Origin of the sequence: Pseudonocardia abyssalis, from assembly GCF_019263705.2 — a bacterium.
GTDB lineage: Bacteria > Actinomycetota > Actinomycetes > Mycobacteriales > Pseudonocardiaceae > Pseudonocardia > Pseudonocardia abyssalis.
Window position 1 is genome coordinate 2,394,076 of sequence record NZ_JADQDK010000001.1, and the last position, 19,747, is coordinate 2,413,822.

18 protein-coding genes are annotated in these 19,747 nt (G+C 71.8%); 7 read left to right on the forward strand and 11 right to left on the reverse strand.

The features are described 5' to 3' along the window. Window positions 1-16: 16 nt before the first annotated feature. From I4I81_RS11430 to I4I81_RS11445, 4 genes are all read right to left on the reverse strand, one after another. Entirely contained in the window at window positions 17-337 is a 321-nt protein-coding gene (locus I4I81_RS11430; protein ID WP_218600779.1) for a 2Fe-2S iron-sulfur cluster-binding protein, read from the reverse strand. Window positions 338-351: 14 nt separating this feature from the next. Beyond that, entirely contained in the window at window positions 352-1,542 is a 1,191-nt protein-coding gene (locus I4I81_RS11435) for a cytochrome P450 (RefSeq protein WP_218600780.1), read from the reverse strand. 53 nt (window positions 1,543-1,595) lie between these two features. After that, complete coding sequence (locus I4I81_RS11440; protein ID WP_226363886.1) at window positions 1,596-3,371, reverse strand: FAD-dependent oxidoreductase; 1,776 nt, start codon at window positions 3,369-3,371, stop codon at window positions 1,596-1,598. Between the two features lie 85 nt (window positions 3,372-3,456). After that, window positions 3,457-6,048, reverse strand: a complete 2,592-nt coding sequence (locus I4I81_RS11445) for a flavin-containing monooxygenase (protein WP_218601271.1) — start codon at window positions 6,046-6,048, stop codon at window positions 3,457-3,459. 295 nt (window positions 6,049-6,343) lie between these two features. Between I4I81_RS11445 and I4I81_RS11450 the strand changes: the two genes are divergently transcribed. Then, complete coding sequence (locus I4I81_RS11450; protein WP_218601272.1) at window positions 6,344-8,722, forward strand: ATP-binding protein; 2,379 nt, start codon at window positions 6,344-6,346, stop codon at window positions 8,720-8,722. 217 nt (window positions 8,723-8,939) lie between these two features. Here the strand turns inward: I4I81_RS11450 and sigJ (I4I81_RS11455) are convergent, their stop codons facing one another. The 3 genes from sigJ (I4I81_RS11455) to sigJ (I4I81_RS11465) all read right to left on the reverse strand — a co-directional run bounded on the left by sigJ (I4I81_RS11455) (window position 8,940) and on the right by sigJ (I4I81_RS11465) (window position 11,596). Next, a complete protein-coding gene (gene sigJ / locus I4I81_RS11455; protein ID WP_267461539.1) occupies window positions 8,940-9,815 on the reverse strand; it encodes an RNA polymerase sigma factor SigJ in 876 nt (291 codons plus the stop codon). Window positions 9,816-9,916: 101 nt separating this feature from the next. Then, window positions 9,917-10,396 carry a carboxymuconolactone decarboxylase family protein gene (locus I4I81_RS11460; protein ID WP_225924546.1) on the reverse strand — a complete coding sequence of 160 codons (480 nt, stop codon included), beginning with the start codon at window positions 10,394-10,396 and terminating at the stop codon, window positions 9,917-9,919. A gap of 240 nt (window positions 10,397-10,636) precedes the next feature. Continuing rightward, the gene (gene sigJ / locus I4I81_RS11465; protein WP_226363887.1) at window positions 10,637-11,596 is read right to left on the reverse strand and encodes an RNA polymerase sigma factor SigJ; all 960 of its coding nucleotides are present in this window, start codon (window positions 11,594-11,596) and stop codon (window positions 10,637-10,639) included. A gap of 427 nt (window positions 11,597-12,023) precedes the next feature. Here sigJ (I4I81_RS11465) and I4I81_RS11470 point away from each other — a divergent pair, with 427 nt between their 5' ends. After that, window positions 12,024-12,512, forward strand: coding sequence for an RrF2 family transcriptional regulator (locus I4I81_RS11470; protein WP_218601275.1), 489 nt, complete (start codon window positions 12,024-12,026; stop codon window positions 12,510-12,512). Window positions 12,513-12,567: 55 nt separating this feature from the next. Here I4I81_RS11470 and I4I81_RS31405 read toward each other — a convergent pair whose 3' ends face one another. Next, complete coding sequence (locus tag I4I81_RS31405; RefSeq protein ID WP_225925416.1) at window positions 12,568-12,639, reverse strand: 2-oxo acid dehydrogenase subunit E2; 72 nt, start codon at window positions 12,637-12,639, stop codon at window positions 12,568-12,570. A gap of 108 nt (window positions 12,640-12,747) precedes the next feature. Here I4I81_RS31405 and I4I81_RS11480 point away from each other — a divergent pair, with 108 nt between their 5' ends. The 5 genes from I4I81_RS11480 to I4I81_RS11500 all read left to right on the forward strand — a co-directional run bounded on the left by I4I81_RS11480 (window position 12,748) and on the right by I4I81_RS11500 (window position 18,209). Next, window positions 12,748-13,035 (forward strand): FCD domain-containing protein, encoded by a 288-nt coding sequence (locus tag I4I81_RS11480; RefSeq protein ID WP_218601291.1) that lies wholly within the window; start codon window positions 12,748-12,750, stop codon window positions 13,033-13,035. A gap of 90 nt (window positions 13,036-13,125) precedes the next feature. Further along, the gene (locus tag I4I81_RS11485; RefSeq protein WP_218601276.1) at window positions 13,126-14,193 is read left to right on the forward strand and encodes an NAD(P)/FAD-dependent oxidoreductase; all 1,068 of its coding nucleotides are present in this window, start codon (window positions 13,126-13,128) and stop codon (window positions 14,191-14,193) included. 589 nt (window positions 14,194-14,782) lie between these two features. Further along, on the forward strand, window positions 14,783-16,006 hold the full coding sequence (locus tag I4I81_RS11490; RefSeq protein ID WP_218601277.1) for an NAD(P)/FAD-dependent oxidoreductase: 1,224 nt from the start codon (window positions 14,783-14,785) through the stop codon (window positions 16,004-16,006). A gap of 709 nt (window positions 16,007-16,715) precedes the next feature. Then, window positions 16,716-17,474: an IclR family transcriptional regulator gene (locus I4I81_RS11495; protein ID WP_218601278.1), complete on the forward strand. Its 759-nt coding sequence runs from the start codon at window positions 16,716-16,718 to the stop codon at window positions 17,472-17,474. Between the two features lie 228 nt (window positions 17,475-17,702). Beyond that, window positions 17,703-18,209: a 2,4'-dihydroxyacetophenone dioxygenase family protein gene (locus I4I81_RS11500; protein ID WP_218601279.1), complete on the forward strand. Its 507-nt coding sequence runs from the start codon at window positions 17,703-17,705 to the stop codon at window positions 18,207-18,209. Here the strand turns inward: I4I81_RS11500 and I4I81_RS11505 are convergent. The 3 genes from I4I81_RS11505 to I4I81_RS11515 all read right to left on the reverse strand — a co-directional run bounded on the left by I4I81_RS11505 (window position 18,149) and on the right by I4I81_RS11515 (window position 19,747). After that, a complete protein-coding gene (locus tag I4I81_RS11505; protein WP_226363888.1) occupies window positions 18,149-18,517 on the reverse strand; it encodes a PLP-dependent transferase in 369 nt (122 codons plus the stop codon). The two genes, I4I81_RS11500 and I4I81_RS11505, sit on opposite strands and share 61 nt — an antisense overlap. Window positions 18,518-18,530: 13 nt before the next feature. Beyond that, window positions 18,531-18,959, reverse strand: a complete 429-nt coding sequence (locus I4I81_RS11510; protein WP_226363889.1) for a 2-oxoglutarate and iron-dependent oxygenase domain-containing protein — start codon at window positions 18,957-18,959, stop codon at window positions 18,531-18,533. 227 nt (window positions 18,960-19,186) lie between these two features. After that, entirely contained in the window at window positions 19,187-19,747 is a 561-nt protein-coding gene (locus tag I4I81_RS11515; RefSeq protein WP_218601280.1) for an SbtR family transcriptional regulator, read from the reverse strand.

Sequence of the window (19,747 nt, forward strand, 5' to 3'; positions counted from 1 at the left end):
GATGTGCGCTCTCTGTTCAGTGCTGCTCGTCGGCGACCCGGACGACCAGTCCGTCGATCTCGTCGGTCATCGGGATCTGGCAGGACAACCTGCTGTTCGGCTCGCGCGGCGACATCGTGCAGTCCAGCATCTCGTCCTCGGCCGCGCCGACGTCCGCGAGCCGGTCGACCGGCCCGTCCTCGACGTAGACGTGGCAGGTGGCGCACATCGCGTTGCCGCCGCACTCGGCGACGATGCCGCTCACCGCGTTCTGCAAGGCCAGCTGCATGAGGCTGGTACCGACTGCTGCGTCGACGGTCGTGCTGTCCCCGCCGACCCTGTAGGTGATCTTCGGCATGGTTCCTCCCGGGATCAGTGGACGGTGACGTCGAGGCGGGTGAAGCCGCGCAGGATGTTGTGCAGGGCGCGTTCGGAGTGCTGGACCTCGAAACGGGTGACCTTCTCCGCCAGTGCCTCGAACAGCGCCCGCATCTCCAGCCGCGCGAGGTTCATGCCCACGCACGCGTGCGGCCCGGCACCGAAGCCGAGGTGGTCGGTCGGGTTGCGGGTCACGTCGAAGCGGTCCGGATCCGGGTAGTGCCGCTCGTCGCGGTTGCCCGCGCCGTAGAAGGCGATCACCCGCGAGCCCCGGGGCAGCAGCACGCCGTCGATCTCGTGGTCCACGGCGACACTGCGGGAGAAGTCCTGGATCGGTGCCTCCATCCGCAGCACCTCGTTGATCGCCGACGGGACCAGCGACGGGTTCTCGCGCACCAGGTCCCACTGGTCGGGGTTCTCCGCGAACAGCCACACCGCGCTGGAGATGGCGAAGATCGTGGTGTCCAGGCTCGGACCCATGTAGTCGATCATCATGACCGGGCACTTGCCCGGGTCCACCTCGCCGCGGGCTGCGGCGTCGTGCACGGCCTCGGCCCAGCTTCCGGGCTTGAGCTTGCCGGGCACGGCCTGGGTGGTCGCGTACTCCATCATCTCGCCGAGCACGGACAGCGACCTCTGCGTCCGCTCGTTCATCGGTCCGAAGCAGTTGAACATCTCCGAGGCCCAGACGAGCATGCGTTCCCGGCCCTCCTCCGGCAGACCGACGAGGTTCGACACGATGGTGACCGGCAGGTGGTGCGCGAGGTCGCCGGCGGCGTCGAAGGACCCTCGGGCGGTCAACCGGTCGACCAGCCCGCGCGCCTCCGCACGGATCTCGTCGTGCAGCGGGCGCAGGGCCTTCGGGGTGAGCGGTCTGGCGATCACCCGGCGGGACGCGTCGTGCGCCTCACCGTCGCTGCACAGCGTGTTGCCGCGCAGCACCTGGTTCATCTCGTCGTTCATCATCACGCCCTCGCCGGAGGGGAAGACCTCGGGCGTGCGCAGGACGTGCGACACGGTGTCGTAGCGCGTGGCGGCGAACATGCCGTAGCGGTCGAGGTGCACCAGTGGGCCGGCGTCACGCAGCTCGCGGTAGCCCGGCCAGGGGTCGAGTAGCGCCGAGTCGGTGTACACGTCGAAGTCCGAGCGGGGACAGATGGTGGTCGCGGGCGCAGTGGTGGTCATCGGTTCTCCTGGGAACGGCGTCGGTGGCGGTCGTCCGGGACAGGCGGCACGGCTCAGGTGCGGGCGAGCAGGCGGGTCACGGCGTCGAGGAGTTCGGCGCCCGGATCGGCGGGCAGCTGGTGAGCCCGCCAGCCGACGTGCAGGTCCGGGCGGACGAGGACGGCGCCTGACTCCTCGACCTCGCGCAGCCGGGCCCAGTCCTCGTACAGGTCCTCGTACCGGCGGCCCGGGCCGATCACGTGGGCGGTCAGCTCGATGCCGAGGGCACGCGCCGCGGCCCCGGCGGCCTCGACCCACACGCCTCCGGAGATGCCGGTCAGCAGCGTGAACCGGCCCTTGCCCGCGAGATCGTGGGTGCTCACCCGGTGCCCGTCGCGCCCCAGCCAGCAGTGCGGCAGGCGCGCTCCCGGCCAGGTGGTCGGGTGGTAGTACAGCTCCGGATCGCGCTCGTACTCCGGCTCCGGTGTGCCGTCGCCGACCACCGCGCCGGACCGGTAGCGCTGGCCGAGCTCGACGCCGTGGGCGTTGAACTCGTAGTCCTTCTGCTCCAGCGCCTTGCGCAGGGCCACCCGCTGCTCGGCGGCCTGCGGCGTGTCGTCGCCACGGGCCCGCATGCTCGCGAGGTGCTGAGCGGGGTCGTTCGTGGAGGTGAAGCCGAGCGCGTCGAAGATCGGCCCGAACTCCTCGATCGACTTGTTGGCCCGCAGGACGATCTGCTCGCCGACGGGAGCCCGCTCCGCGTCGTAGGAGTCGAGTAGCCCCTCCCCCGCGCGCCCGGAGAGGACCGCAGCGAGCTTCCAGGCGAGGTTGTAGGAGTCCTGGATCGAGGTGTTGGACCCCAGACCGTTCGACGGCGGGTGCCGGTGGACGGCGTCGCCCGCGCAGAACACCCGACCCGAGCGGTAGCGGGTGGCGTACATCTTGTTGTTGCCCCACAGCGAGGTGGAACGGATCGTCACCGGGATCGAGTCGTCGCCGACCAGGTCATGGACGATCCTCGTCGCCATCGCGTCGTCGACCTCCGGCGGCGGCCGCGTGATGTCGTAGCCCCACACGATCAGCCACTCGTCCCACGGGCGGACCATCCGGACCAGGCCCATCCCGATCCCGCCGATGTTCGACCCGGGCTGCAGCACCCAGTACAGGACGCTGGGCCGGTGCTCCACGAACCGCGACAGGTCGGCGTGGAAGACGATGTTCATGCTGCCGGCGACGTCCATCCGCCCCTCGAACGGCAGGTCCACGTCGCGGGCGACCTGGCTGCGCCCGCCGTCGGTGCCGATGACGTACTTCGCCCGGATGCGGTATGTGAGACCGGCGAGCCGGTCGCGCACGGTCACGGTGACGCCGTCGTCGTCCTGGACGAGGCCGACGTACTCGGTGTCGAAGCGGATGCGGCTGCCGCGGTCGGCGGCCCGCCTGATCAGGATCGGCTCCAGCAGCGTCTGCGGGAGGTCGCAGTTGTCCGACGGGCTGGCCAGCGCGTAGTCGGCCCGACGAGCGGGGTGCGTGCCCCAGGTGCGGACGCGTCCGATCTCGTCCCCCGCCAGGCTGGAGCAGAAGACGGTGTCGCCCATCAGCTTCGACGGCACCGCCTGCGCGGTCACGTCGTCCTCGATCCCCATGTCGCGCAGGATCTCGACCGTGCGCTGGTTGGTGATGTGCGCCCGCGGGGTGTTCGCGGTCCACCGGTACTTCGTGATCACGATGTGGTCCACCCCGTAGGTGGCCAGGAAGAGCGCGGCCGAGCCGCCGGCGGGTCCGCTACCGATGACCAGCACGTCCGTGGTCACCAGATCGTTGTCGGGGTGGGTGGGGGTGTCGCTCACGACGGCCTCGTCTGCTCGGGGAACGGTGGTGGCGGGCAGGCCCGGGGCGGCTGTCGAGCGCTCGCCCCGGGCCCGCCGGGTCGGGTCAGCCCCGGACGAGGACCCGGTCGCCCTGCGCCACCCGCCGACGCAGGTAGTCGACGACCGCGTCGGTGATCTCGTGGGCTCGCGGCACGACGCCGGACATGTTCAGCACCCCGTGGATCAGCCGCTCCACGCGCACCGTCTCGACCGGTACGCCCGCCGCGGCGAGTCGGTGGGCGAACTCCTCGCCCTCGTCGCGCAGCGGGTCGAGCTCGACGGTCACGAGCAGGGTCTCGGGCAGTCCCGCGACCGACTCGATGGCACCCGGGATCGCGCCCGCCGGGCGCGTCCCCACGCGGTTCGCGCCGAGGTACGTCTGCCACATCTGGTCCATCGCCGCCACGGTGATGGGCGGGCCCGCCGCGTACAGCCGCCGGGACGGCGTGTCCGCATCGGGATCGATGGCCGGGTAGATCAGGACCTGGGCCGCGATCGCCGGGCCGCCCTCGTCGCGGACCCGGGCGCCCAGGCAGGCGGCCAGGGTGCCGCCGGCGCTCTCGCCGACCACGAACAGCTGCGTCGGGTCGCCGCCGTACTCGGGCGCGACCTCGGCGGCCCACGCGAGAGCCGCGTAGGCGTCGTCACCCGCTGCGGGCTGCGGGTCCTCGGGAGCGAGCCGGTAGCTCGGTGCGATGACGACCGCGCCCAGCTCCTCGGCGATGACCGAGCAGGGTTCGGCGGAGACACCGACGCTGCCGCCGACCCAGCCACCGGGGTGGTAGAACACGACGACCGGCAGCGGGCCCTGCTCGTCCGGAACGTGCACGAGCGCTGTGCGCGGCCCGGCGGCGCCCGGATAGGTGACCTCGGTGGTGGTGACGCTCGCCCGCGGCGGCCGCTGCAGGAACGTGAAGCTCTCGAACGCCCCGCGCTGCTCCTCGAGGGTGAGCTGCTCGAAGGGACGCTGCTCCTGGCCGATCATGATGCCCGTGACCATCGCGGCCGCCGGATCGAGCAGCACCATCGGCGGGATCGGCGCCGCGGCGCCGTCGACCGCGAACCCTCCGTAGCCGGTGCCCTCGACCTGGTCGCACATAGCGCGGTAGAGCGGCGCACCCCCGGCGAAGAACAGCATCACGCGCGGTTTCCCGGGCACGTTGGACCCCGTGTAGAAGGAGCTCGGCGCCAGCGGCAGGAGCGTCAGATCGCCCACGCCGACCGTCATCCGGCCCCATTCGGCTGCCGCGTCCTCTGTCGCCTCGAACACCGTCGCACCGCGGGACCGGGTGTGCTCGATCGCCCGCGAGGCGAACTCGACGTGATCCTCGATGGCGAGCGGGTTGTTGTACAGCGCGACCGGGCTCTGCGGGCCGGTGATGGTGAACAGGTTCGGGAACCCCGGCACCGCGATGCCCAGGTAGGTCGACGGGCCGTGCTCCCACTTCTCGTTCAGGCTCGTCCCTCCGCGGCCCACGTAACCCATCTTCAGCAGGGAGCCGGTGAAGGCGTCGAAACCGGTGGCCAGCACGATGACGTCCAGCTCGTACTCGCCCACGGCGGTCCTGACGCCCGTCGGGGTGATCGCCGTGATCGGCGCGGAGCCGACGTCGACGAGGTCGACGTCGTCGCGGTTGAAGGCCTCGTAGTACCCGGTCTCGAACGGCGCCCGCTTCGTGCCGTACGGGTGGTCGGTCGGGCACAGCAGTTCGGCGGTCCGAGGGTCCTCGACCCGCTCGCGGATCCGGTCCCGGATGTAGTCCGACGCGGTGTCGTTGGCCCTCTTGTCGAGGATGACGTCGGCGAACGCCGACAGCAGCATGCGGAATCCGCCACCGTCGTAGTACTTGGCGTACTCCGCGTCGCGCACCTCGTCGCTCACCGCCAGCGCCGACGGCATCGGGTCCGGGTACGGCGCACCGCCGAAGTTCGCGCGCGAGCGGCGGCGCAGCTCCGGGTAGTTCGAGGTGATCTCCTCGAACTCCTCGTCGTCGACCGCGCGGTTGCCCAGGGGGCAGGCGAAGTTCGGGGTCCGCTGGAAGACCGTGAGGTGAGCGGCCTGCTCCGCGACCCGCGGGATCAGCTGGATGCCGGTCGCACCGGTGCCGATGACGCCGACGCGCTTGCCGGTGAGGTCCACGCCCTCGTGCGGCCAGGCGCTGGTCCGGTGGACCTCGCCTGCGAACGTCTCCTGGCCGGGGAACTCGTTCTCCTTGGGCACGTTGAGGTTGCCGGCGCAGGAGACGACGAAGCGTGCGGTGGTGGTGGCGCCGTCGTCGGTGGAGACCGTCCAGTGGTGCTCGTCGTCGTTCCAGACGGCCGAGGTGACGCGGGTGTTCCAGCGGTAGCTGCGCCGCAGGTCGAACCGGTCGGCGACGTGCTCGAGGTAGCGCAGGATCTCGGCCTGGCCGGCGAAGCGCTCGCTCCAGCGCCACTCCCGCTGCAGGTCCTCGTCGAAGGAGTAGGAGTACCAGACGCTCTCGATGTCGCAGCGGGCACCGGGATAGCGGTTCCAGTACCAGGTCCCGCCCGGACCGGAACCGGCATCGAAGGACTGGACGGTGAGTCCGAGCAGGTTGCGCAGCCTGTGGGTCGAGTACAGACCTGCGAAGCCGGCACCGACGACCACGACGTCGACATCAGGTGTGTGGGGCATGGCGGGAATGGTGTGGCCGGGCCCACTCCGTCCACACGGGGTGTTCTACCCCTTCCGGCTACCTGTTCGGTCCACCCGTCCACCTGTTCGACCCACCCCACCCGTTCAGGTGTGCCGCCGACCGCCCCCTCGTGTTCTGCTCGCCGGGCCCGCGTCCCCGGTGCGGCCGCACCGGAGGTCTGGTGGACCCGCCGGACCGCAGCCGTCAGAATGGCCCGGTCCCGGGCGCAGGGCAGGCGGGCCGCACCGGACCGGCCCGTCCCACCGGAAGACCGCCACGACGAGGAGACGGTCCGTGCCCAGAGCCCCACGACCGGTCGACGCGTGCATCGGCCGCGTCTCGGAGATCGCCGCGGTCGAAGCAGCGCTGCGCGGGTCCCGGTTGGTCACGCTGGCCGGCCCAGGTGGGGTCGGCAAGACCCGGATCGCATTGGAGGTGGCCTGGTCGGTCGACGACACCTACCCGGACGGCGTCTGGTTCGTCCCGCTCGGCGATCTCGACCTGAGCGCCGACCGCGCCTCGGTCGCCGGCGCGGTGCTGACCGGGCTGGGCATAGCGGACCAATCCGCCCGCCCGCCCGAGGACAAGCTGGCCGCGCACCTCGCCGATCGTAGGCTGCTCCTCGTCCTGGACAACTGCGAACACATCCTCCCCCTGGTCACGCCCGTCGTGCGGGACCTGCTCGCGGCCTCTGCCGGACTGCGGTTGCTCACCACGAGCCGCGAATCGCTCGGGCTCACCGGGGAACGGGTGCTGGCGGTACCTCCGCTGTCCGTTCCGGCGCCGTCGTCGGTGTCCACCGGCACCCGCGTGAAGGAACTCCTGGAGTCCGATGCCGTGAGGCTGCTCGTCGAACGGGCCCGTGCCGTCGACCCGGACTTCGAGATCGGCGTGGACGACGCCCGGGCCGTCGCCGAACTGACCGCCCAGCTCGACGGTCTGCCGCTGGCGATCGAGCTGTGCGCCACCCGCCTCCGCAGCCTGTCGGTGGGTCAGCTGTTGGAGAGGCTCAACGGCCGACTGGACATGGAGCCGCGCGATCCGGGCGGGCACGAGCCCCGGCACCGCTCCCTGCGCGGAGTCATCGACTGGAGCTACGAGCTCTGCTCGCCGTCGCACCAGGTGCTGTGGACACGGCTCGCGGTGTTCCCCACGTCGTTCGACATCGCGGCGGCCGAGGACGTCTGCGGGTTCGACGAGCTGGCCCGCGACGAGGTGCTGGACGGGATCGACCGGCTCGTCGCCCGGTCCGTCCTGCTCACCGAGCGGCTGCCCGGCGGGATGCGCTACCGGATGCTCTCCACCATCCGCGAGTACGCGATGGAGAGGCTGATCGCCTCCGGCGAGGTGGCGCCGCTGCGTCGCCGCCACCGCGACTACTACCTCGCGCGGATCTCCTCGGTCGTCCGCGGCTGGGCGCGGCCCACCCACGTCGATGCCCTGCAGGAGATGGACGCCGAGCGCCCGCACTACGCGGCGGCGCTGAGCTGGTCCGCGGTGGTCGAGGAGGAACACGACGCGGGCCTGGAGTTCGCAGCGACGCTGCGCTACCACTGGCTCAGCGGCGGGCACCTCGCCGAGGGCCGACGCTGGCTCGCACTGTTCCTGGACAAGGAGGGGATCAGCACGCCGACCCGGGGGCACGGTCTGTGGGTCGCGTCCTGGGTGTCGATGCTGCAGGGCGACCTCGACGGCGCCGCGCGCTACATCGACGCGCTGGCCGGTCTCGCCGACGAGATCGACGTCGAGGCGCACATCCACCACTGGACGGGGCTGCTGGAGGTGTTCTCCGGGCGAGCCGAGGACGCGATCGTCCACCTCGACCGCGCGGCGACCGGCCACCGCCGCCGCGGCGCGGACGCACTGGAGATGAGTGCGCGGTTCATGCAGTCCTACGCCCTGGCGTCGGTGGGCCGGGGCGCCGAGGCGGAGAGCGTCGCCACGGACGTCGTGGACCGGGCCGGCACCACCGGAGACCACCTCAACCACGGCTGGGCCTGGTGGATGCGGGCCTACGCGCGGTGGAAGCTCGGCGACCCGGCCGCCGCCGAGGACGCGCTGCGTGAGGTCCTCCTCGTGCAGCGGAACTTCCGGGACCGGGTGTGTATCGCCGGCACCGTCGCCCTGCTGGCGGTCGTCGCCGAGTCCCGGGGTGACGCCGCGCGGGCCGACGAGCTCGCCGTCACGGCCGTGGGGCTGTTCACCGCGATCGGGACCGAACCGGAGTCGTTGGGCTGGGATTTCAGCCGTGCGTGGACCGCCACAGCAGCCACGATCGCCGCCCGCTCCGGCGTCGACGACCTCGCCACCGTCGCCAGGGCCGTCATCGTCGACCAGGACGAGGCGCAGATCGTCCGGGACCTGATCGAGCAGCTCGGACGGCCACGGACGGGAGCAGCTCACGACGCGGAGCCGTTGGCCGTGCTGACCCGCCGGGAACGGGAGGTCGCCGGTCTGGTGGCGGCGGGGCTGACCAACCGGGAGATCGCGGCACAGCTCGTCATCGCCCCACGGACCGCCGATGGTCACGTCGAGCGGATCCTGTCCAAGCTGGGTGTTCGTCGACGCTCGATGGTGGCTGCCCTCGTCGTCTCCGCTGCTGCACCTGCCGAGCCGGCGAACTCTCCTCATCGTGGAGCCGCGGACGATCCGCGGCGTCCGTTCGGGCTCTGAACTGCCGAGGCCGGCGGGTGTCGGCGGTCAGGGGACGCCGTTCGTCTCTGGGCGGTACTGGGGGTCGAACCAGTGGCCGCTTCGGTGTGAGCAGGCCGCAGGCGGTTCCGGGCGTCCCGGCCCTTCCCTCAGCCTCAGGCGTTCCACGGTGTGTCCGGCTACACCTGCGGCGACGCCGAGACCGCGACGCGATGCCGCGCGACCATGCCGAGGACGATCACAGCCACATCCTCGCAAGCCGGTCGACCCCGAGCAGGCGCTCGAGCTTGTCCGGGTTCGACATCCACTGCACGCCCGAGATCAGAGCGGCCTCGGTGACCTCGACCGAGCAGACGTGCCAGTTCCCGCTGAGCTCGACGAGCAGTCCGGGATGACCGTTGATCTCGATGATCCGGAGGACGGGTGCGGAGTGCTTGGCGAGGATTCCGCACAGCAACCGGGCAACCCGGTCGGCACCCGACACCGGCCGGAGCGCGGCTCGCACCTTCCCTCCACCGTCGCTCCACAGCGTCACGTCCTGGACGAGCAGCGACTGCAGGGACTCCCGGTCCCCGCTGCCGGCGGCGGCGAGGAAGCGCTCGACGAGCCTGCGGTGGATGGCCAGGTCTGCGGTGTAGCGGGGCCGACCGGCGGCGAGCCTCGTCGAGGCGCGCCGGTGCAACTGGCGGGCACCTGCCTCGGTGAGGTCCAGGATCCCGGCGATCTCCGCGTACGGGAGGTCGAACGCCTCCCGCAACACGAACACCGCTCTCTCGGGCGCCGAGAGCCGCTCCAGGAGCCGCAGAGTGGCGAGGGAGAGGGTGTCCCTCTGGGCGGCCGTCTCGGCGGGCCCGAGCACTGCCGTCGCGCTGTGCACTGGTTCGGGGAGCCAGGGACCGACGTAGGTCTCCCGGCGACGGGTGACCACACGAACCCGGTCGATCGCCAGCCGCGACACGACCGTGATCAGGAACCGGCGGGGTGCCTCGACGCCCGTCCGGTCCGTCGCATCCCACCGGAGCCAGGCCTCCTGGACGATGTCTTCGGCATCGGCGGAGCTCGCCAGGATGCGGTACGCCACGCTCAGGAGCGTCGACCGGTGCCGTTCGAACACGTCGCCGCGGCCATCTCGCCCGGCAACCGCGCCAGGAGCGCAGTAGGCCGGGCGGGCGGGCGGCACCGGGCCGGCCGCCCGTGTCTCGGGTGCGGTTCCGCTCATGCGTCCAGGCGGGGGGTCTGGCGGGTGCTGACCGCGATCCGGTTGAAGGCGTTCATCATGATGACGGCCATCACGACGTCCGCGATCTCCTTCTCGGAGAAGACCGCGCGCGCCTCGTCCCAGACCGCGTCGGGAACACCCGCTTCGCCGATCCTCGTCACGGCGTCGGTCAGAGCCAGTGCCGCCCGTTCCTCCCGGGTGAAGAAGGAGGACTCGGTCCACGCCGACAGGGCGAACAGCCGCCGGGGGTTCTCACCCGCGTTGGTCGCGTCCGTGCTGTGCATGTCCACGCAGAAGGCGCAGCCGTTGATCATCGAGGCACGTAGCTTGACCAGTTCCAGCAGTGTCGGGTCGACGTTGGCCATGGCATAGGTGTTCAGGTCGAGCACCTTGCGGTAGGCCTCGGGAGCGACCTTCTCCATCTTCAGACGCTGCTGCATCGGCGGAACCTCTCTCGTGGGGTCAGCGATCATCATGAGGACGTCGACGGTGCAGCGCGGCGTGACAGCCGGCGCCCGATGGAGACCGCGATCACAGCCGCTGGGCAGCGGGCGCGGCGGACGTGCATCAGATCCCCGATGGCCTCCTCGGCGAGGAGCCGCGGGTGTCACCGTGAGGCGGAAGTAGGCGCCATCGAATCGCACCGGGCGCACGGCGGGCCTGCGCCGGGCCCTTCATCTGCTCGACGGAGGTGTTGGCGACCAGGTTCGTCAGGCTCAGTTCCAGAAGGTCAGCTTCTCGGGGTTCAGCACCATCCGGACGTCGGTCACCACGGACCGCGTGACCTCCATCGTCACGACCCCTGTCACCCGCCCCTCGACCCACAGGGCGAATCCGAGACCGTCCGGGGTCTCCTGGTCGATGACTTCGGCCGCCGGGTTCTTCTCCAGCGCGCCGAGCAGGAAGCGAGCGACCCTGTCGGCACCGACGACCGGGTGCCGGGCCGCGGACACGATGCCACCACCGTCCGAGCGCAGGACGACGTCGGGGTCGAGCACGGCGATGAGCCCGGCCAGGTCCCCGGCCCGGGCGGCCGCGGCGAACGCACGCACCGTCGCGTCGTGGGCCGCCCGGGAAACCTTCGCCTCTCGGGCGCTGTGCACTCGCCTTCGGGCAGAGCTGGCGAGCTGGCGGCAGGCCGCCGGCGTGCGCCCGACGACCTCGGCGATCTCGGCGAACGGCACCGCGAAGACGTCGTGCAGAACGAACGAAACCCGCTCGGCCGGGCTCATCGACTCCAGCACGACCAGCAAGGCCGTACTGACCGATTCGTCGAGAGTCGCTCGCTCCGCCGGGTCGTCCCGCTTCGGGTCGATGAACGCGAGCGTGGGCACCGGCTCGGGCAGCCACGGGCCGACGTAGCGCTCGCGGCGCATCCGAGCCGAACCGAGCACGTCGAGGCACACCCGACTCGCAACTCGCGTGAGCCAAGCCCGCGGGACCTCCACGGCGTCACGCTGAGCCCGGCTCATCCGATACCAGCGGATGTAGGTCTCCTGGACGACGTCCTCGGCCTCGGCCACCGTCCCGAGCATCCGGAAGGCCAGCGACAGCAAGTGCCGCCGCTCGCCGAGCACCTCGGCGTCGATCTCCTGACCGGCCATAGTCACCACCCCTCGACACCAGGACGACGTCGGGCACCGGAACGTCAGGCGCCTGACGTTCGTGCCGGCCACATCGTCACCGATCCATGCGCATCCTCCCGACCGGCAGATGCGGCGTCCGCCCCGTCGGGTGCGTCGCCCGGAACGCGAGGAGATCACGCGGCGGCGGACATCAGCAGCGGCCCGAACAGCTCGCTCCCCACGTCGCGCCCGGAGTGGCACAGGCGACGTGCAGCGACGCGGCGGTGCCCACCGGCCGTCGTCGCCGCGCCGGCGTTCTCGACCTCGACAGGCCGAGTGACACCGCAGCACCTGGAATCGACCACCGTCCCGCTGTTCCTCCGTACCGCCGCCGCCGTCTCGGGCGAGCTGGGCAGCGATCGCCGGCCGGACGCCGCCCGAGACGGGCTCTGAGCGGTCCGCGACGTGCAGCACCTCCGCACGCCCGACCGCTCGTCCCGATCCTGGATATTTCTTATCAAGGTTGTACTGTATCGGAGTGCGGATGAGCCAGGGCGTCGAATGGACGCTCCACGTACTCCTCACCCTGGCATGGCTCGACGACGACGAACCGGTCACGGTCGGCCAGCTCGCCGCCGGACACGACCTTCCGGCCCCCTACCTGAACAAGCAGCTCCAAGCCCTGGCCCGGGCGGAGATCCTCGAGTCCACGCCCGGTGCGCGCGGCGGATTCCGGCTGGCCCGACCGGCGTCCTCGATCAGCCTGATGGACGTGGTGGCAGCCGTCGAAGGCACCCAGGAGGCCTTCCGCTGCACCGAGATCCGCCTACGGGGAGTGGGCGAGTCCCTGCCGGGATCCTCCTTCGACGCACCGTGCACCATCAGCGCATCGATGCGACGGGCCGAGCTCGCGTGGAGGCGCGAGCTGGCCGCACAGACCATCGACGACGTACGCAGCGAAGCCGACAGCCACGCCCCCGGGGCCCGGGACGCGACCCGTCGCGCCTACGGACGACCGGTCGGCTGACCGGCTCCCCATCGCCCAGGGTCCGCAGCGGGTCCGGCAGCAGCGCTGCGGGCGTTCACAGGAACGACGCGCCGGCGGCGCCGTCGATCGCCCGGTGGTCGCAGGAGAGGGTGGTGCGCAGGATCAGGCGGGTTGATCCCGGCGGTGAACTGCTCCACGCCGAACCTGCCGAGGTCGAAGACGGTGAGCGTCCCGCCTCGCCGCATCACCCGCGACGGCGGCGGAACTCGTCACCGTGCGGGAACTTCTCGACGAGCGCCGGTCGCTCGTCGGTGACGACGCATCGTCCTCCGTCGCCGCCGACCTGCGGTTCCGCGGGGCCGTCGCCGCCGCCGCGCGGAACCGGCTCCTGAGCGAGCTCTACAGCCAGCTGCGCCAGTCCCTCGATGCCGCACTCACCGACCTCGTCGACGAGCCGGAGCTCCCCGACACCGGGGCACCGACCACGAATCACTGCTCCTCGCACTGGAAGCAGGCGACCCGGACCGGGCTGCCCGAGCCACCGTCGGCCACTTCGACATGATCATCCGGATGCTGCAGACCTGAACGGGTGGCATGACGACGCAGCCACGACGCGACCTCACATCCGGGACGGCTGCGTCGTCATAAGGGCATGGAGACGACGAAGCAGGATGAGAGCGCGCGGGTACTGGTCCTGGGGGCCGGGTACGGCGGGCTGATGGCGGCACTGCGCGCGGCCGACCACGCGACGGTCACGCTGGTCGACCCGTCCTCGGAGTTCACCGAGCGGGTCCGCCAGCACGAGCTCGCCGCGGGTCGCGCCACGATCGGTCACCCGCTGGCCCCGCTGCTGCGACGCAAGCGCATCCGGCACGTGCCCGCCCGCGCCACCGCCCTGGACGCCCACCAGAGGATCGTCACCACCGACAGCGGCGAGAAGCTCGGCTACGACCGCCTGGTCTACGCACTCGGTAGCCGCACCCGCGGCACCGGCGACGGCGACGGCCGCGTCTTCACCTCCGAGACCGCCGCCCAGCTGCACAAGAGACTGCAGGACGGCCCCGGCAGGCTCGTGGTCGTCGGCGGCGGCGCCACCGGCATCGAGACCGCCGCCGAGCTCGGCGAGGTCACCGACTGGGAGGTCGAGCTCGTGACCGCGGGCCAGGTCGGCCCGTCGCTCTCGCCGAAGGGCCGCGCCCACGTCCGCGAGGTGCTGCGCGCACTCGGCGTGACCCTGCGGGAAGGCGCCGCCGTCACACCGGCCGACCTCGACGCCGACGCCGTCGTCTGGAACGCCTCCCTGCAACCGAACACCGAGCTGGCAACCGCCGCCGGTATCACCGTGGGCGCCGACGGCCGGATCACCGTCGACGAGCACCTCCGGGCGGTGTCACACCCTGACGTCTACGCCGCCGGTGACGCCGCAGGGGCCTGGACACGCGACGCCGGCGCCCTGCGCATGGCGTGCGCCACCGCGCTTCCGGTCGGCACCCGCGCCGGGCGCAACGCAGCCGCCGACCTGACCGGCGACGAGCCCCGCCCCCTGCGGTTCCGCTACCAGGCCCAGGTGCTGAGCCTCGGCCGCCACGACGGCCTGGTCCAGAAGGTCCGCCGCGACGACTCCCCCACCGACCTGGTCGTCACCGGCCGCCTCGCCGCCCTCGCCAAGGAGCAGGTGGTCCGCACCACCGTGCGGACCCTGCGACTCGCGGCCCGCTGACCGCAAGGACCCTGTGCACGCCCGTCCATCCACCGACGACCGGGAACCGGGCGGACCGCCGTCACGGCCTGTGCACGTGGGGCCCGGAGCACCCCCGCCGCGGCACGGCACGCGCGCAAGAATCCGGCAGGTCCACGCTGCTCGGGGTGATGTTCGCCGGCGGCCCGACCGGCTCGCTGCGCCCGTGAGAGCGGCCCACCGCACCGGAGCCCTCCTGCAGGACCGGACGCCCGCGCCGGAGATCACCACGGCCGAGATGCTCCGGTTCGGACTGGACGCCACTCGATCCGTTCTGCGTCGTGGTGACTCCACGGACGAGGAGGCCGTGGGCCGGGCGCTGCAGCGGGGATCGACGCACGGGGAAGTTCGGATCCTGCAGGAAGATCCCGCAGACGGAGCCCACCTCGTCCCGCACATCCGACGGCGCAAGAACCTTGACATTCGATATCCAGGTTATGCAGTATCAAGTCGCGGACGAGGTCCGACGCACCACTCGACGCGTCACCGACCGCCGGCCACCGGCTGACCCCTCGCACCGTTCACCGTTCCCGATGCGCGCCCGCGGCGCCGACGAGGTTGGAGAAACTGGATGTCTCATATCCTGGTTATCGGCGGCGGGTTCGCCGGGGTCTGGGCGGCGGCCGGTGCCGTGCGCGCACGACGCGAGGCAGGCGCGCCCGACGACGCCGTCACCGTGACGCTGATCAGCGCCGCGGACGACCTCACCATCCGGCCGCGCCTCTACGAGGACGACGCGCAGGGCAAGCGGGTCGCCCTGGACCGGGTCCTCGGTCCGATCGGCGTGCGACGCGTCGCCGCCACCGTCACCGGCATCGACACCGCCACCCGCACCGTCACCGCACTGGGCCGGGACGGCTCGACGCTGGAGCTGACCTACGACCGACTCGTCCTCGCCTCGGGCAGCCGCGTGCTGACCCCACCGGTCGAAGGCGCCCGACACCTCTTCGACGTCGACACGCTGCCCGCCGCGGCCGCCCTCGAGTCCCACATCGGACGGCTCGGCACGGTGCCCGGCGGCGACGAGCGCTTCACCGCGGTCGTCGTCGGCGCCGGGTTCACCGGTCTTGAGGTCGCCACCGAACTCCCCACCCGGATCCGCGCCGCCGCCGGCGGACGCGAGGTCCGCGTCGTCCTGGTCGAGCGCGCCGACGCCGTCGGCCCGGAGCTCGGCCCCGGCCCCCGCCCGGAGATCCTCGCCGCCCTGGAACACGCCGGCGTCGAGGTCCTGCTCAACACCTCCCTGCAGTCGCTCGACCCGCAGCGCGCGGTCCTGTCCGACGGCACCGTGATCCCCACCCGCACCGTCATCTGGACCGCCGGCATGCGCGCCAGCGCCCTGACCGGCCAGATCCCCGGCAGCCGCGACGCCATCGGCAGACTCGCGGTCGACGAGCACCTGCGCGTGATCGGGGTCGACGGCGTCTACGCCGCGGGCGACACCGCCGCAGCCGTCGCCGAGGACGGCCACGTCGTCATGCAGAGCTGCCAACACGCCGTCCCCCAGGGCAAGCTCGCCGGGGCCAACGTCGGCGCCGACACCCTCGGGCTCCCCCTCGTCCCGTTCGCGCCCAACCCCTACGTCACCTGCCTGGACCTCGGCCCCTACGGGGCCGTGCTCACCACCGGATGGGACCGCACCGTCGCCCAGACCGGCGCCGAAGCCAAGAAGCTCAAGCACACCATCAACAGCGAGTGGATCTACCCACCGTTCGACGACGCCGCCACGATCCTCGACCTCGCCGACCACCGCACCACCTGGCCGTTCGAGACGGTCGAGGACACGGCCTCCTGATCGACCGCATCCACCACCGGGCCGCGAACCCGGGCCACACCGAGCTCCGCTTCGTGGTCGTCATGGCCTGCGAGCAGGGAGTGGAGATGCTGACCTTCGTCAGCAACGAGGAGCTGGAGACCCGCAAGCACCTGCGCCACCCCGACTCGGTGATCAGCTCAACAGCCGAGTGGAGCCCGTCACCGGCGGCGGGTCGGGCGATGTCCGACCCGCCGCCGACCCGGGTGAGCCTTCCACCGTCGAGATCACCACTGGTCACGATCGCCGTTGCGCCCGATCTCGCGCCGCGCAGCCGGGCGAGCCGGGTATCGACGAGATCGCCGTCGTCGCACACCGAGGTCCATGCCTCGATCGCACTCCCGGAACCGGCCGAGAACTCGCGAGCCGCCTCGACCCTCGATCCGCCATCCCCACCTGCAACGAGGAGGAGTTGCCGCCGTGCATCGAGTTCTGCAGTGGGAACGTCGTGCCCAGGCGCGTGATGAAGGCGTGTGGGACGGCGCAGCCGGGCCGACCGGCGGCCCCGTAGGGCCGGATCGGATGGACCGACACCTGAGTCGGGTTGCTGTCGTCGACGATCGCATCGCACGCGTGAGCAGAGCCGAACTCGAGGTCGTAGGGATGGAACTCGACAGCCTGGGCAGGCGCTGCGCAGCGCGGGTCGACAGGAACCGGCACCGGCCCGGCGCCGATGGCAGGCGGCCCCGCCATGCCTAGGGTGGCGACCGGGGAGTCGGTGCTGTCGCGCGCCGTTCGTCTGTTCGAGGTGTTCGGCTCGAACCGTCGCGAGCTCACCGTCACCGAGATCGCCCGCCGCTCCGGGCTGCACGTGGCCACGGCGTCCCGGTTGATCGCCGAGCTGGTCCGGCTCGAGTTGCTCACCCGCACCGAGAACGGCCGCGTCCACATCGGCATGCGGATGTGGGAGCTGGCGCAGCGGGCCTCACCGGCGCTCACCCTGCGCGAGGCGGCCATGCCCTACCTCGAGGACCTGCACGCCGTCGTCGGCCACAGCGTGCAGCTCGGTGTGCTCGACGGGCAGGAGGTCCTGTTCCTGGAGCGGCTCGCTGCTCCGGGCGCGGTCGTCAACATCACCCGGATCGCCGGGCGGCTACCGCTGCACGCCTCGTCGTCGGGCATGGTCCTGCTCGCCCACGGCCCGGCGGAGGTGCGCGAGAAGATCCTGTTCGGGGCGCTGAAGCGCTTCACCCCGTACACGGTGACCGATCCGCGGCGGCTGCGGCAGGTGCTCGCGGATGTCCGCCGGGACGGGCACGTGGTCAACAACGGGCACATCCACGTGGACGCGACGGGCGTGGCCGTCCCGGTGCGGGACGGTGCGGGCACCGTTGTGGCGGCACTCTCGGCAGTCGTGCCGAACGACGGACGAGCGTTCGCTGTCGTGCCGGTACTCAAGGCCGCCGCGCGCGGGATCGGCCGGAGCGTCGCACACGGTGGCCGGGGGTGAGATGCCTATCGCCCATTGAGAGTCACCTTCCGCAGGGGTGGCTGCGGTCCGCATCCTTTGTGCACAGTCCCGGACGAGCCGCGCCGCCACCGCAACAACACCCCGCGAGCGCGGGACTCCTTCCCGCTGCGCGTGCATCCCGCCCGAGCAACTCGCTCCGGACCCCGCCGGCCATCACCGACGTCGTACTGCCGCGCGTCCCACCACCCCCGAAAGGAAACACACGCAATGACCTCCCTCCTGCAGACCGATCTGATCTCTCTCGCGCAGACAGTGCTCGACCACCAGGTCGAGGACTCCTACCTGGCCGCCGACGAGGTCGACTCGCCGTGGATGCCCTACGGCAGTCCACAGGTGCTCACCCGCTACCTGTCGTTCGATCCGCGCAATGGACGGACCCATGCCCTGCTCAAGAGCACGGTGTCCGGCGCCGTCGGTACGCACCGGCACCGAGGACAGGTCACCGCCTACACGCTGTCGGGCAGCTGGGGCTACCTCGAGTACGACTGGGTGTCGAGGGCCGGTGACTTCGTCGAGGAGTACCCGGGGGCGGTCCACACCCTCTACACCGAGAACGGCTTCGAGGGCTTCTTCGTCATCAACGGCAGCCTCGAGTACGTCGACGAGGAGGGCGCTGTCGTCGATACCCACGACGTGTTCTGGTTCATCGACCACTACCTGCGCCACTGCAAGGAGAACGGGCTGCCGGTGAACAAGGCACTGTTCCGCTCCTGACGACGAGTGCTCCTCCTCCCTGTCGCCGGGCGCACACCGCGCCCGGCGACCGCGCTGTCGACGCTGCGCGACACGCACCCATCCGGGTCGAGCGCGGCGATGCGGGCCTTGGCCACGGCCGTCGTGGGGTTGGACAGCCGCGCGTGGGCGTGGGTCTCCAGGTCCTGCAGCGCGAACGCGGCGGCGGCGTGGTCGGCGTCGGTGAACACGTAGGACGTGGTCCGGTAGATCGCTGTGGCGCGGGCGCCGGTCGCCGGGTCGGGTGCCGCCCCGGCGTGCAGTGCCAGGGTCTCGAACGACCAGGTCACGATGTCCGCGCCACTACCTCGGGCCACCAGCGCTGCGCCACGGCCGGGTGCGAACGCAGCCAGCCGAGCAGCGCGTTCTCCCCGTGGGCCGCAGATGGTCGGGGTCGCCGGGCGCGAGGTCCAGCGCCGCCCGCTCAGGCCCGATGTCGATCTGCTCGCGCCGGTCGGCCGCCCCGGCCGTCCGCTCCGCGCCGACCCGGGTGTACCCGCGGAACTGCGGTGAGGCGATGTTCTCGATCTCCAGGCGCTTCTCCAGCGGGAGCGCGAAGAACCGGCGGGTCAGCTCGGCCAGGCCGCCGGTGACCTCGTCAGGGACACCGTGCCCGACGACGTAGAAGAAGCCCCCCTCGTGCGCGGCCCGGCGCAGCTCGGCCAGGAACGCCGACGGGTCGGCCCCCCGGAACCGGGAGAGGTCGATGACGGGAAGTGCGGACGTGCTCACGCCGGCCTCACAGGCGGACGCCGTCGACGGGGGGATGTGCCACCCCGGGGGCGGCGGGACTCAGCGACAGCGCTGGTCGAACTCGTCGCCCCGGCGCCCGACCCAGAACGGGTCGATGAGCACGGCGGGCGCACGGAGCATGCCGAGATGGCACCACGAGAGGTCACACCGGCGGAAGCCCGTGGGCGGTATGATCATCGACGCGCGGACGTCCCCGCGGTGGCTGTTCACCGCGGCCGCAGGCCGTCGACCAGCACGCCGACCGATCGCGAGACGGAGTCGGCGGAGCCCAGCGCGTCGGCGATCAGGCAGAACCCGCTCATCGCGACCACGAGGTCGCCGACGTCGGCGTCCGCGCGCACCGACCCCTCCGCGACCGCGACCGCGACCAGCGTGCCCAGGGCGGCGTCGATGCGCTCGTGGGCGACCCGGCACAGGTCGGGGTCGACACCGGTCACGACGGCCCGCACTGCTTGGCACATCCCGGCGCGGCCCGCGACGGCCGCGACGAACCGGCGCATCCAGACCGCGACCGCCTCCGCGGCCGGGTGCCGGGCGAGGAGCTCCGCGACGCCGTCGCACAGGTCGTCGATGTCCTGCAGGTAGACCGCGACGACCAGCGCGTCCCGGGTGGGGAAGTTGCGGTGCAGGGTGGCGATGCCGACGCCCGCGGCGGCGGCGACGTCGGCCAGCGGGACGCCGACCCCGCGCGCAGCGAACACGTCCGCCGCGGCGGCCACGACGGCGGCGCGGTTGCGCAGTGCGTCGGCACGGCGCGCTGCGGGCAT

Bases quoted from the DNA above. Each gene is read 5' to 3' on its own strand.
- I4I81_RS11430 (WP_218600779.1), bottom strand. From the start codon at position 337: ATGCCGAAGATCACCTACAGGGTCGGCGGGGACAGCACGACCGTCGAC.
- I4I81_RS11435 (WP_218600780.1), bottom strand. From the start codon at position 1,542: ATGACCACCACTGCGCCCGCGACCACCATCTGTCCCCGCTCGGACTTC.
- I4I81_RS11445 (WP_218601271.1), bottom strand. From the start codon at position 6,048: ATGCCCCACACACCTGATGTCGACGTCGTGGTCGTCGGTGCCGGCTTC.
- I4I81_RS11460 (WP_225924546.1), bottom strand. From the start codon at position 10,396: ATGATGATCGCTGACCCCACGAGAGAGGTTCCGCCGATGCAGCAGCGT.
- I4I81_RS11485 (WP_218601276.1), top strand. From the start codon at position 13,126: ATGGAGACGACGAAGCAGGATGAGAGCGCGCGGGTACTGGTCCTGGGG.
- I4I81_RS11490 (WP_218601277.1), top strand. From the start codon at position 14,783: ATGTCTCATATCCTGGTTATCGGCGGCGGGTTCGCCGGGGTCTGGGCG.
- I4I81_RS11495 (WP_218601278.1), top strand. From the start codon at position 16,716: ATGCCTAGGGTGGCGACCGGGGAGTCGGTGCTGTCGCGCGCCGTTCGT.
- I4I81_RS11500 (WP_218601279.1), top strand. From the start codon at position 17,703: ATGACCTCCCTCCTGCAGACCGATCTGATCTCTCTCGCGCAGACAGTG.
- I4I81_RS11515 (WP_218601280.1), bottom strand. From the start codon at position 19,747: ATGCCCGCAGCGCGCCGTGCCGACGCACTGCGCAACCGCGCCGCCGTC.